Source organism: Micromonospora sp. CNZ296 (genome assembly GCF_007827635.1).
The window spans coordinates 254,566-267,440 of the sequence record NZ_VISW01000011.1 but is presented as its reverse complement, the minus strand read 5'-3'; the positions used below and the strand labels follow the sequence as shown (position 1 = coordinate 267,440).

The 12,875-nt window shown below is 68.7% G+C and carries 12 protein-coding genes; 5 read left to right on the top strand and 7 right to left on the bottom strand.

The window, feature by feature from the left end; all coding sequences use genetic code 11:
- From FB455_RS34570 to FB455_RS20100, 3 genes are all read left to right on the top strand, one after another.
- The coding region (locus FB455_RS34570) for a transposase (protein WP_222434141.1) at nt 1-273 on the top strand (273 nt) is incomplete at its 5' end.
- 107 nt (nt 274-380) lie between these two features.
- A complete protein-coding gene (locus tag FB455_RS20105; RefSeq protein ID WP_083816921.1) occupies nt 381-1,322 on the top strand; it encodes an HAD family hydrolase in 942 nt (313 codons plus the stop codon).
- Between the two features lie 47 nt (nt 1,323-1,369).
- Entirely contained in the window at nt 1,370-2,407 is a 1,038-nt protein-coding gene (locus tag FB455_RS20100) for a TRM11 family SAM-dependent methyltransferase (RefSeq protein ID WP_377626399.1), read from the top strand.
- Here FB455_RS20100 and FB455_RS20095 read toward each other — a convergent pair.
- The 3 genes from FB455_RS20095 to FB455_RS34835 are packed head-to-tail and all read right to left on the bottom strand — an operon-like array spanning nt 2,398 to nt 4,178.
- Nucleotides 2,398-3,348, bottom strand: coding sequence for a GNAT family protein (locus FB455_RS20095; protein ID WP_013473831.1), 951 nt, complete (start codon nt 3,346-3,348; stop codon nt 2,398-2,400). The genes FB455_RS20100 and FB455_RS20095 overlap by 10 nt on opposite strands.
- A gap of 1 nt (nt 3,349) precedes the next feature.
- Complete coding sequence (locus tag FB455_RS20090) at nt 3,350-4,060, bottom strand: HAD family hydrolase (RefSeq protein WP_013473832.1); 711 nt, start codon at nt 4,058-4,060, stop codon at nt 3,350-3,352.
- Nucleotides 4,053-4,178 carry a hypothetical protein gene (locus tag FB455_RS34835; RefSeq protein ID WP_255348694.1) on the bottom strand — a complete coding sequence of 42 codons (126 nt, stop codon included), beginning with the start codon at nt 4,176-4,178 and terminating at the stop codon, nt 4,053-4,055. Before FB455_RS34835 ends, FB455_RS20090 begins: the two co-directional genes overlap by 8 nt.
- 364 nt (nt 4,179-4,542) lie before the next feature.
- Between FB455_RS34835 and FB455_RS20085 the strand changes: the two genes are divergently transcribed.
- On the top strand, nt 4,543-8,571 hold the full coding sequence (locus tag FB455_RS20085) for a non-ribosomal peptide synthetase (protein WP_186461717.1): 4,029 nt from the start codon (nt 4,543-4,545) through the stop codon (nt 8,569-8,571).
- Here the strand turns inward: FB455_RS20085 and FB455_RS20080 are convergent.
- Genes FB455_RS20080 through FB455_RS20065 form a run of 4 tightly spaced genes read right to left on the bottom strand, consistent with a single transcriptional unit; the run spans nt 8,546 to nt 11,435 of the window.
- On the bottom strand, nt 8,546-9,331 hold the full coding sequence (locus FB455_RS20080) for an ABC transporter permease (protein ID WP_013473834.1): 786 nt from the start codon (nt 9,329-9,331) through the stop codon (nt 8,546-8,548). The two genes, FB455_RS20085 and FB455_RS20080, sit on opposite strands and share 26 nt — an antisense overlap.
- Nucleotides 9,328-10,104, bottom strand: a complete 777-nt coding sequence (locus FB455_RS20075) for an ABC transporter permease (RefSeq protein WP_013473835.1) — start codon at nt 10,102-10,104, stop codon at nt 9,328-9,330. The genes FB455_RS20080 and FB455_RS20075 overlap by 4 nt, the downstream gene beginning before the upstream one ends.
- The gene (locus FB455_RS20070; protein WP_013473836.1) at nt 10,101-11,120 is read right to left on the bottom strand and encodes an ABC transporter ATP-binding protein; all 1,020 of its coding nucleotides are present in this window, start codon (nt 11,118-11,120) and stop codon (nt 10,101-10,103) included. The genes FB455_RS20075 and FB455_RS20070 overlap by 4 nt, the downstream gene beginning before the upstream one ends.
- A 48-nt stretch (nt 11,121-11,168) precedes the next feature.
- Nucleotides 11,169-11,435: an acyl carrier protein gene (locus FB455_RS20065; protein ID WP_041784091.1), complete on the bottom strand. Its 267-nt coding sequence runs from the start codon at nt 11,433-11,435 to the stop codon at nt 11,169-11,171.
- Between the two features lie 283 nt (nt 11,436-11,718).
- Between FB455_RS20065 and FB455_RS20060 the strand changes: the two genes are divergently transcribed.
- On the top strand, nt 11,719-12,864 hold the full coding sequence (locus FB455_RS20060) for a radical SAM protein (protein ID WP_222434140.1): 1,146 nt from the start codon (nt 11,719-11,721) through the stop codon (nt 12,862-12,864).
- Nucleotides 12,865-12,875: the final 11 nt, after the last annotated feature.

Below are 12,875 nucleotides of genomic sequence, written 5' to 3'. Positions count from 1 at the left end.
TACATCGGCACCCTGAGCACCTGGGCCCGCCACGCCCTCGACCTCACCGTGCACCTGGTCCACAAACTCCCCAGACAACACACCTTCGTCGTGCTTCCCCGACGCTGGGTCGTCGAACGGACCTTCGCCTGGATCAGCAAGAAACGCCGCTGCGTCCGCGACTACGAACGCCTACCCACAAGCCACGCCGCCTTCGTCACCTGGGCCATGATCCACGTCATGGTCACCCGCCTGGCCCGACACACGAAACCGGCCCAGGCAACCCACACCTGAGCCGGAATCTCAAACACTCACTTATAACCGTCCTCAATACGAAATCCAGGCATGCCGATGTCACTGTCCGGAGCGGCCCGGCGCGACATCAACCGCACCGGCCTCGTGTGGCAGGCACACGGTTGGCCTCCGCTCTCGGGGTCGATGCGCTGCTCGACGGGGAGGGCTGGTCGGGATGGGTCGGGCCTGATCTGCGGGCCGACGCCGCGCTGGGGGATGGACTACAGTCGGGCCGCCGGATGACGATGACAGAGCGGGGACTTCGAATGCGCCAGCGGTTGCCCAGGAACCATCAACCCGACGACTCCTGCGGGCGGCCATTTGTGCTCTTCGACCTCGACGGGACGTTGATCCGCCCGGGCTCATCCGTGCAGCGCGCCCACATGGGGGCGATGGCCGACGCGGTGCGGGCCGCCACTGGGCTGCCGATCCTCGACTTCACATACCAGCGCGGTCACCTGTCCTACGCGGGCGTCGACCTGGCCGGTTGCACCGACGCTGGAACGATCCGGGTCATGCTCCGGCGACACCGCGTCTCCGATCGCGACATCGACGGGCTCCTGCCGACGATCGTTGCATCCATGCCGGGGCACCTGGGTCCGCTCGAGGCCGGGGGCCCCGGCGATCTCCTGCCCGGCGTCCGCGTGATGCTCGCCCGACTGCAGGAGGCCGGTATCGCGCTCGGTATGTGTACCGGCAACGCCGCCCCCGTGGCGCGGTGGAAGATGAGCCGGACCAACCTGGCCGACCTGCTCATCGACGGCGGCTTCGGTGACCGTGCGGTCGATCGGGACGACATCGTGGTGGCGGCGTCGGACGCGGTTGCCGGCGGCTGCCGGTGCGGCGTGCTGATCGGCGACACGGTCAAGGACATCACGGCCGCCCACCGAGCAGGGTTGCGCGCGGTCGGGGTGACCACCGGCCCGGCCACGGTCAGTGACCTTCTGGCGGCTGGAGCTGATGCCGTGCTCGACGGGCTTGCCGACGGGTTCGGTCGGGTCGCCGCGCTGCTCGCGCCGGTTGGCCGGGCCGCCCGCGTACCGGCGTAGCCGGCGGGCCGCCGATGGCCACGGACACGAACCGTAAGATGCAACATATGACAAGCGATGGTCGACCCCGGCGACTTGATCTAGACCGGTCGATCGACGACGAGATCCTGCTGCGTACGGTGCCCGGCGCAGTGGATTACCTGTTCGAGGAGCTGCGCACCTTCTCCGGTGCCGAGGTGCGAGTGGTGGCCCGGCGGCGCGACGCACTGCAGCTCTCCTACCGGGGAACGCTGCGTCCGCTGGCCGCGATCCGCTACTTCGACACTGCAGCGATCTGCCTGTACCCGGACCCGGATCGGCGAGTACGGGAATCCACCGAGCGTGGTGTCCTGGCCGCGTTGACCGGCGACTCGCCGCAGATCCAGTTCAGGGTGGGTGACCTGGGTGAGGCGCGCTGGGACATCCGGGACCAGTTCGAGGCCGACCCACACTGGCATAACAGCGCCGGCAACTGGGACATCAACGTCGTCGACTCGCCCGGAGGACTGGTGGGCGAGGTGGGCGAATTGTACCTGACCGAGCGGTTCGGAGCATTGTTGCGGGCACCGGCGTCCACCAATCCGGTGATCGGCGCGGTGATGGTCCGTCTGGCGAAGATCGAAGACGGGCAGACCGTACTCGACCCGTTCTGCGGAGCCGGAACCCTACTGGTACTGGCCGGCGAGATGGCCAAGCCCGGCCTGCTGATCGGCGGCGACGTCCAATCGAGCTGGGCCCGGGCGGCCCGGACCAACGTACACAGCCGCGGGCTGGACGGTTCGCTGCTGAACGTCGACGCCCAGCGTCTGCCGTTCCCCAACGGCTCGATCGACCGGATCATCGCCAACATGCCGTTCGGCAAGCGGGTCGGCACGCACAAACACAACATCCAGATGTACCCGGCGGCACTGCGTGAGATCAGCAGGGTGATGACGCCTCGGGGAAGGGCGGTCCTGCTGACCGAGGACAAGCGTCTGTTCCGGGAGACCGTCCAACGCACGCCCCTGCTACGGGTGATCAAAGAGATCCTTCTTGAGCGGGGCGGGGCCCATCCGTCGGCGTACGTCGTGGTGAAGCGCGGCAACAGTCGGGCGGTTCAGCGCTGATCGGCGCGCCGCGGAATGAAATGGACACGGTGGGGGTCCACGTCGTACAGTGAAAGGTCGACCTCCGCACCGTCTTCGACGTACGCATTGAGCTGCAGGCAACACGTACCGTCGAGGTAGTCGAGGGCGGTGGCTGACGGGGTCGGGTCGTCGTCGAGGTACGCCAACGCGAGCGAGGACAAGCCGGCCAGGTTGACGACCCGTTCGCACACCATCTCGCCGACATCGTTCAGCAGATGGGTGGGGGTCGGCCGGAAACCCAGGCGCACCTTGAAATGCTGCAGGCCAGGCTTCAGGAGTTTGCTGTAGAAGTTGATGTCGTTGCCCAGCGAGAACAGTGCGCGGCCACGGTCACGGGCCCAGTCGGCGGTGACGAGGATCGCCGCTCTGGCCGCACCCAGATCGCGCAGGGCCGGCTCGAAGGCCGCGAAGCGCATCCGGAAGATGTCGAAGTCGGGCATGTCATACATGACCCAGCCGCCAACCAGTCGGCCGTCGCGGTGGACCGTCGCCATCCGGTGTGGCGAGTCGGGTGCGAGGATCTCGTCGCGCGAGTCCCGGGCGATGTTCAGCCCCTGCTCCATGCCGTCGACCATCGAGGTGTAGATGGTCAGCCATGGATCGAACACCTCCGCCTCGATCGTCGGGTGGAACCGGATGTCGAGCCCGTCGAAGGCCGCCAGCGCCTGCCGGGACCGGCGCCGTTCCCGCCCGGACTGGGCCGACAACAAGCTGGCTCGTCCGTCCGGGATCGGGCTGACCCAACTGATCCAGGTCGGCTTCGTGTCGAACATGGGGCGCAGCTGGTCGGCCGGGTAGCGGACGGCCGTCTGAATCATGTTGACGTCGTCCGGTGGGGTGAGCCCGCCGGCCACAAGCTGATCCGCCTCGGCGTCGGTGAGCTGCAGGATCTGCATACCCGCGAAGGTCATCCGTTCCATGTCACGCCTCCACCGCGTCGCGGAGCCGGTCGGTGGTGTCCGCGCCGGCAGCCAGGCCGAGGCATCTCAGGACCAGGCCCAGACCCCGGTCGCCGCCTGGATGCGGCGGCAGCAGCAGGGTCGGCATGCCGAACCGGATGGCCGCGCCGTCGGAGTACGGGTCGTCCCCGACCATCAGGCACTGCTCGGCCTGCACCCCGAGCGCCTGGGCGGCCGTCGTGAACATGAGCTGCTGCGGCTTCTCGATCCCCAGCTCGCAGGACAGCACGTAGGCGTCGATGAGATCGTGGATGTTCGCCCGAACGAAGTGCCGCCGCAGGTCCCACCCGATGTTGCTCACCACAGCCAGCCGTAGTCCGGCCGCATGCATGGTCCGTAGCGTCGAGGCCGTGTCGGAAAAGACCTCCCACGTGGCCTCCGCCACCAGCTGCGCGTAGAGCGCATCGGCCAACTTCTCCGACATCCCGGCCATGCGGTACCTGGTGATCAGGGCGGTCCGGTGGGCCTGCGGCGAGCGGTCCCGCACCTCCTCCATCGCGATCACGGTGGGATCGGACATCGTCTGCTGGAACCGCCGGGCCAGATCAGCGGCTTGATCCTCGGTCATCGACTCACCGGCTGATTCGGCCGCCCGCAGATACGGGCCGTAGCCCGGCGGCATGGCGAACAGCGTGCCGCCGAAGTCGAGCAGTACCGCGCGGATGTCAGTCATCGATTGCCCCCGAAGCGATGGATGTGGCCGACTCGATCAGGCTGACTAGCCGCGCCGGGCTCTCCACCGGGCGGCGGCCGTCGGTGGCGATCCAGTTCACCCACGAGGTCGGCTGCATGATCAGCTACCGTACCCGGAGCCGGCCGGTCCGCGCGCACGTCTTCATGGGTGCCGTAGCCGGCCAGGACGTCCGCCGTCCGCCGTGGATCCTCGGCCCTCACCGCGGACGGCCTCGGCTGTCGGTGCCTGGGTCCCGCTTGAGTGATGTGGACGCCCGCCTGGTCCAGCAGCTGCATCCGGCCATTATGCCGATCCGGGGCCGGCGTCGGCGGGGGCCGCCGATAGCAGCGAGTGTATGTATCCTCCGTCTGACGGCACCCAGATCACGGGCTGACCGCAGTACGGGGAGGCTGATTGTCCTGGCGAACCTCGAGTTCTTTGCTGCTCGCCACCGGGACGGCACCGAGAGCGCGATCGCCCAGGTGGCCAGCGAGTTCGGCGTGGAGTGCGGGAGTCTTGGTGCCCAGCAGTCGCTGCGACCGGTGTATGTCGACCCGGTGGCCCGGTACGCGTTCCTGGCCCGAATACGCGAGGTGTTCGGGTCGGGCGACCTCGCCGCGTGCTTCGATGAGCACAGCACGATCGCAACGCTCAGTGTCCACCTACGACGGCACGCAGACCGGCGATGGTGCCTGCAGCCCGCGCCGACCGTCACCCCTCCGGACGCCCCGACGATCTACTACATCCATTCCGCGTCAGGCAACGCGTTCGCGCTGGGTGCCGCCCGACCGGCACTACCCGCCCGGATCGTCGGCATCCGCGCGGCCGGGATCGAAGGCGAGTGCCCGATTCCGACCACGGTGCGGGGCTTCGTCGAGTACTACATTCCGCAGCTGAAGGCGTTCCAGCCACGTGGACCGTACCGGCTCTGTGGGTTCTCGGCTGGCGGCACGATCGCCCATGCGATCGCTGTCGAACTGCTGGCGGCCGGCGACGAGGTCGACCTGCTCGCGCTGTTCGACAGCGAGCCGCCCGCGCGAGACCGGGCGCCGCTGTCACAGTCGGACGTCATTCGGTACCGACTGATCGGGTTGCTGCGGCGTACCGGTTATCCGATCACCTATGACGATCAGCCGCCGACCATCGCCGAGGGGCACGCAATTCTGCAGGAGCGGCAGGCTTATCCGTTGGACACGAACGCGGATTCGCTGCGCTGTCGGCTTGAGGTGTTCGCTCGCACCCTGCAGGCCACCGCCACCCACGAGCCGGGCTGGTTTCCCGGTGACGCGCATTTCTTCCTCGGCGCCCACCCGGCCGACGTGACGGAACGATGGCGCCGCCACGTTGGCCGGCTGCACACCTACTACGTCGGGGGTGAGCACTTCGAACACAAGCTGTTCGCCGACCCGCGATTCAACGGACCGTTCTCGGCGCTCCTGCGGAACGTGTCCGGGCGCGGCCGCCCTGCGGGCCCACGTGGGCTCACCGCGCCGCTGACCGGTCGGCAACTGGCGATCTGGGCCACGACGGCCGTCCGGGGCGCGCCCACACCTCCGGTGGCGGTCCGGCTGAGCCTGCCAACGGGTGTCACTCCGGCCGACGTCCGGAGCGCGGTCGACCAGTTGGTCGCCCGGCACGCGGCCCTGCGCACCGAGATCGAGGTCCTTGACGGCGTTCCTGTGCAGCGCATCCATCCTCCGCAGCATCCGGCGCTGACCCGCGCGGTCGACGCGGTCACCGCCGCCGACGCCGGACCGCCTTCGGCGCCGGGCCCGTTTCCGTTGTGGGACCTCCGCCTGTCCGACCGTGGCGGGCCGGCCGTCGAGGTACGCATTGATCACACCGTCGCCGACGGCCGTGCGGTGGCGGTGCTCGCCGAAGATCTTCAGCGGTTGCTGGCCGGGACGTCGGACACCACCCAGGCGGCAGCCGACAGCACGGTGCGCTACGCCGACCTCGCGTTGCGGGACCGGCAGTCGCTCGACCCGCGACGAAACAGTGGTCCCCACGAGTTCTGGTCCGAGCGGCTGGCGGACGCAGTCGGGCGGTTGGTGCCCCCGGGCCGACCGGCACCGGCGCGGTGGGTTCCGGTGGTGGATGCGCCGCGCACCTGGACCCAGCTGGACGGTGTCGGGCACGCCGCCGACGCCAGCCCGGCGGTCGTCCGGTTGGCGGTATCGGCCCTTGCGCTGTCGCGGCTGACCGGGTGCACCGACCTGACGATCGGCATCCTGGCCGACTTCCGTACGCCGGCGACGAGGGACCTCGTGGGTTGCCTGGTCGGGGTCCTGCCGATCCGTGTCCGGGTCCAGTCAGGCCGGTCGTTCGTGGACCTGGTCAACGAGTGCCAGGAGCAGTTCGAAGATGCCGCGGCGCACAGCGGAGTGGGTTACGACTCGATCGTCGAGGCGTCGCGGCGCGGCGCCAACGGGCCGGGCATTCAGCTCGACGTGCTGCTCAACCATCTGCCCGAGCCGGAGATCGTGCACGGTGCGGTCCGGGTTCACGAGCACCACCTCGGGGCGGGCTTTCCGTTGACGATCGCGTCCCGCGGCACTGGCGAGCGGACGAGCATCGCCCTGATCAACGGGACCACTGGGCTGAGCGATCGGCAACTGGGCCGTTGGGCCGAAGCGTTCGGCCTGCTGGCGGCGGACGCGGCCGCCCGCCCGCACGTCGAACTGCGGCACTTGCGCTCGGCCGTGACTACCGATCGGGCCCCGGCGACCCGGGCCGAGGTGCCGGTAGCGGTGAACGATGTGATGGAGCGGTTCGTCGCGGCCGCGACGGCCGGGCCGGACCGGGTGGCCGTGGTTGATCGCGGTCGCGAATTGACGTATCGGCAACTGCAGGAGGCGGCGGGAAGCGCCGTCGAATCTCTGCGCGCGGCCGGCGTGCGACCGGGCGATCGGATCGGCCTGTACGCGCATCGGGGTGCCGAGTTCGTGATCGGGCTGGTGGCGGCCCTGTCCGTCGGAGCGGTGGCCGTCCCGCTCGATCCCGGCCAGCCGTCGGCCCGGTGCCAGGCGTGCTGTGAGATCGCTCGGCCCCGGTTGGTGATGTCGGTGGGCGCGACCGTCGACGAGGCGACCTCCCGCTACCTGGCCAACGCCGGCGTGCCCCAGCTCGAGGTCGATCCGACCCGGCGTGCCCGGCCTGCCTCGCCACTGCCCGCCATCCCGGAGGCCGGCTACGTCTTCTTCACCTCGGGCACGACCGGCCAACCCAAGGGTGTCCTGGGCGCGCGGGCCGGCCTGAGTCACTTCCTGCAGTGGCAGGCCACCCAGTTCCGGTTCGGCGCCACCGACCGGGTCGGCGCGATCACCGGGATCACCTTCGACGTCGTGCTGCGCGAGGTGCTGACCGTGCTCACCGTCGGCGGCACCGTCGTGTTCGGCGACCCGCTGCAAACCGGTGAGCAGATCCGGGACTGGGTGCGGGCTGACTCGGTCACCGTGCTGCACGTTGTGCCGTCACTGGCCCGCACCTGGTTGGACACCTGCGACGGTCCCGGTGAGACGCCGCTGCGGCTGGTGTTCTTCGCCGGCGAACCGTTGCAGGCCGACGACGTGCGGCGGTGGAAGGCTGCGTTCGGCCCGCAATGCCGGGTGATCAACCTGTACGGGCCGACGGAAACCACACTGGCGAAGTTCTGGTACGAGGTTGAGGATGCCTGCCCGGACCCGTTGCCGGTCGGTTGGCCGCTGCCGGAAACCGAACTCGCGGTGGTGGCGTCCGACGGCCGGCGATGCGGCACCGATGAGCCTGGTGAGGTGTGGATCGGCACGCGGTACCGGTCGCTGGGCTATCTCGGCGCCACCGCAGATCCGGCGAGCAGGCTTCCGGGTGAGGCGGCGACCGAGCCGCCGTGGTACCGGACCGGTGACCTCGGTTCGTACGACTATGACGGTCGGCTGTTTCTGCGCGGTCGGCTGGACGACCAGGTGAAGGTGAACGGGGTGCGGATCGAGCTCGCGGAGCTGACCACACTGCTGCGCGGCCTCCCCGGCGTCCGCGATGCCGTCGTCGTCCCGCGGCCCAACGCCGCCGGCACCGAACTTGTCGCCTTTCTGGTCAGCGACGGAACGAACTGGGCAGCGACCCGGGCCAGCGCCGCCGCGGCCGTCGCCCGGTGGATGCCGGCCGGGGTGGCACCGTCCCGCTTCGCCCGCGTCGACTCCCTTCCCCTACGCCCCAGCGGCAAGGTGGACCGGGAGGCCTTGCTCGCCGCCCTACCCGAAGCGGTACCGAACCCACCCGACGTCCAGTGGTCCCCGGCCGAGGCCCGGGTTCGAGCGATCTGGGCCGAGATCATCGGTAACCCCGGAGCCGGCCCCGATGACAGCTTCTTCTCGGCTGGCGGCGACTCGCTGGCCGCGGTACGACTGGCCGCGCGGCTCAGTGCGGAGTCGGGCGTACCGGTGGCCCCGGCGGACTGCCTGCTCCACCCGACGGTGGCGACGCAGGCGGCGTTGCTCACCGCGGCTACCAGAGGTCGAGAACGCCCTTGATCCGTGAGGCGTGCTCCAGCCGGCGCAGCACGATCAGACCGACCACCAGGTACCCCGCCCCAACCAGGAGCTCGACGCCCAGGTCGGGCAGGACGGCGCCGAAGGTCTGACCGTGCTCCAGATCCCGGGCGGCGGCCAGGCCGTGGGTGAGCGGCAGCCCCGAGGAGACAACGCGCAGCCAGTCGGGCAGCCGATCAAGCGGAATGTTGGCTCCGGTCAGGCCGAGCAGGATCATGTTCACCAGGTTGGAGCCGATGAAGACGTCGCGGTACCGCAGGCCCAGCGACCCGACCAGAACGCCGAGCGCGGTACACGACGTCACGCTGAAGAGCAGCGCCACGAAGATCGGGCCGAGCGTCGCGTACGGCACCCGGACTCCCGTGATGAGCGAGCCCACCAGCAGGCAGAACGTCGAGACCAGCAGCCCGTTGAGGATGATCGGGGCACCCCGGCCGAGGAAGACGGCGATGCGGCTGGCCCCGGTCGCCAGGATCGGCGCCAGTGTTCGGGTCGACCGCTCGTTGGCGATCGCCATGGTCATACCGAAGATCGTGGCCGTCGTGCAAGTCTGGAACGCGTTGCCCACCAGGTAGAACTGCTTGCTCTCGACGCCGTACCGGCTGCCCGTCGTCACGAAGAACACGATCTGCAGCAATGGGCCCAGCAACATGATGGGGATGTAGGCGCTAGGCGCGATCCAGTTGAACAGCGCACGGTAGCCCAACGTGCCCGACGCGATCGCCAGTCGCACAGTCTTCACAGCAGCTCCAGCGTTCCACGGACCCGGGCCACGAACATGGTCCGCCGGACCAGGAATTGGCCGATCACGAAGTAGACGGCGGATATTCCCAGGGCCCAACCGACCGACTGCAGTGCCGCTTCGCCGTGCAGCGCCTGGTCCAGCGCCCGGTTGCTCCAGGTCGGGGCGAGCGCGTACGACAGTGGCCGCAGCACCGCCGGCAGGTCCTCGACCGGCGTCACGAACCCGCACAGCAACCAGATCGGGTAGCTGAGCAAGTTGGTGATGACGTTCGACTGGGGATACAGGGCGAGCAGGTTGGCCAGCAGTACACCGAGCAGGCCAACCGCGATCAGTGCGCTAAGCAGCGCGATGAGTATCATCGGGAGAGCCGACAGGCCTGGCAGCGATACCGAGAACGCGAAGACGCCGAGCAGGGTTGCTACGCCCATGGCGTACAGGCCGTGCACGGAGCTGCCGATGCCGACGCCGGTCAGCATGGCGTAGAACGGGGCCGGCGACGACGCGAGGTGGGCCAGCGTGCCCTCGGCCCGCATCGACTGGAACATGTTCGCCGAGCCGAACAGCGCGGCGCTCCAGATTCCGATCTGGGCGACCCCACCGACGACGCTGAGCCGGTCGGTGTCCGAGCCGGCGGTCGCCATCACGATCAGCGCGATGACCAGAGGCTCGCCGAGCACAGCGAGCAGGAAGAAGCCGGACGCGCTGATGGTGCGTAGCTGCAACCGGGCCATCACGAAGGCGGTCGACAGCCAGCCGCTGCCGGGGCTCACGCCGATACCTGGTTCCGGACGGCGTCTCCCTGCCGCTGGGCCTCCGCCAACCGCGTCACGTACGCATCCTCGAGGTTCGGTGCCCGGGTGACCACGCGGCCGATCCGAACGCCGGCCAGCAGCTGGTGAATCGCCGCCTCGGTCCGCTCGTGGTCGTGGGTCTGGACCTCGAGAAGCTGCGCGGCGCCACGGTGACCGGCCGTCACGGCGACTACCGAGGGCAAGGCCTCGATCCGGGCGATCACGTCGTCAGGCACACCGAACGCCTCGACGTCAAGGATCCGCAGGCCCTCATCGGTCCGCTTCAGCTCCTGTGGCGTGCCGCGCGCGATGATCAGACCCTGATAGATGATGGCGATCTGGTCGGAGAGCTCGTCGGCCTCGAACATGTAGTGCGTCGTGAGCAGGATGGTGGTGCCGGCCGAGCGCAACCGGGCCACGACCTCGCGCAGTTCGCGGGCGCCAACCGGGTCGATGCCGTTGGTGGGCTCGTCGAGGAACAGCACCTCGGGGCGGTGCAGCATGCCGCGGGCAAGCTGCAGCCGTTGCCTCATGCCACGCGAGTAACCTTCGACCCGGCGGTCGGCGTCGGCGGTCAGGCCGACAACGTCGACCATCTCGTCGATGCGACGCTTCTGTTCGCGATGGTCCAGCCCGTACAGATGGGCGAACAACCGCAGGTTGTCACGACCGGAGAGACGCTCGTAGACCCCGCGGTCGCCGCCCAGCACCAGCCCGATCCGTTGGCGGACCGCCTGTGCCCGCGACACGACGTCGAACCCAGCCACCTTCACCGCTCCGGCGCTCGGTACCAGCAGAGTCGACAGCACTTTGATCAGCGTCGTCTTGCCGGACCCGTTGGGCCCCAGCAGGCCGAACAGCGTGCCCCGCTCGATGTCGAGGTCGATGCCCCTCAGCGCGGGCCGGTAGGTGACGCGGCCGAGCCGCAACGTGGACGATGTGTAGCCACGTTCCAGCTTGCGGATGCTTACCGCAGCGGCGTCCGAGCCGGCCAATTGCGCCTCCAGTGCATCGGGGTGTCCACGGCCGCCCCACGCCGGCCGCTACGCCTGATCGGTCACGACCAACTCAGCCTGAATCGCGGCGACAAGGCTGCTGAGCGTGCGGTTGTTGGCAATCAACCGGAAGCGTAGCCGGTGGCCGAGAGAGCGGCTGACCTTGGCCATCAGTTCGGCCGCACGTAGCGAGTCCCCGCCGATCTTGAAGAAGTCGGCGTCCGGCGCGGCACTTCCCGGCCCCAGCAGCTCGGTCCAGGCCGCCACGACGACCGTTTCGACATCGGCCGTCGCCCCGCCGGTGCGCTCGTGCATCCCCCGCCTCGCTCCCCCCGTGGTCACCGCGCCCGGCTCGCAGGCCCTGCTTGTATAACAGATGCTCTTGGGAGCGACAACTGCGCCTCTCAGCGATGAACGCCGGATCGCGGAAGTCCACACTGGCTCACATCTATCGAGATAAATCGATTCCGTCGGGGCATCATGGCGACCGTGGCGGGGGTAGCATGGCCCAAATCTTCTGGTGGGCGCGGGCCGCGGGTGGCCGCGATGCCCAAGACGCAGGGCAGCCAGTCAGTAGCGAAGGTTGGTCAGAATGCACATGGACAGCGAGACCCGGGTCAGCAATCGTGAGCTGAACATCCGCGAGTTCGAGCGGCGCCAGGCGGTCCTGTCGAGCCTTCCCCGGGTGTTGTTCGTCGAGTTAACGGAGAACTGCAACCTGTCCTGCACGATGTGTCGCTCCAACGGCCCGTTCGACCGCAGCCGCAACATGAGTCCGGAGCTGTTCGATGCGGTCGCGGCCGAGCTGTTCCCGACGGCGGAGATCGTCGACCTCCGCGGCTGGGGCGAAAGCACGGTTCTGAAGGACTTCCCCGCCTACGTGGAGAAGGCGCTCGACTACGGTGTCCGGCTCCGCCTGGTGACCAACCTGACCGTGCCGAACGAGGTGCTGTGGCGTCGGTTGGTGAGTACGCGATCGTTGATCGCGGTCTCGTTCGACGCCGCCGAGCCCGAGACGTTCGCCGCTCTCCGACCGGGTGCCAAGCTGAACGTCATCCTGCGGAACCTGGAGATTCTGGCCGATGAGGCGGCGGTCAGCGGCGTCGGCACCGCCGGCATCCACTTGAACGTCGTGGTTCAGCCGGCCGCCATCGCGGAACTGACCGGCATCGTGCGACACGCCGCTCGGTTGGGCATCCGGGTCCACCTGAACCCGCTGTCCACCGGACACGACGACCCTGACAACCTGCGGTTCCACCGGGCCGAGATGTCCGCCGCGCTGGCCGAGATGGCCGCGGTAGCGGAAGCGGAACAGGTCGACGTTCAGCTCAACACCGCCCTCGACCCGTCCTGGTCGTTAATGGAGCACGCCGACAAGACTTGCACCCATCCGTGGATGTACTGCTACGTCAACTACCGGGGCCAGGTCGGCTTCTGCGATCATCTGATCGGCGTGCCCGACCAGCAGTACCTGCTGGGCGATCTGACCACGCACTCGTTCGCGGAGATCTGGAACGGCGAACTCTATCAACGGCTGCGCACCGAGCACAGCGGCGGCGTCCTGTCCAACCGTTTCGAGGAGTGCCGGTGGTGTTATCGCAATCGGTACATCGACTTCGATGAGGAGTCGTACCCGCCGTACGCCGAGCATCGGGTGATGCTCGACCAGGCCAGTTGCAAAGGTTTCACGGTCGGGCCCGATGAACCGCACCGACGGGTCCTGCCACTGACCGTCAACGCCTGACCCCGCGCCGA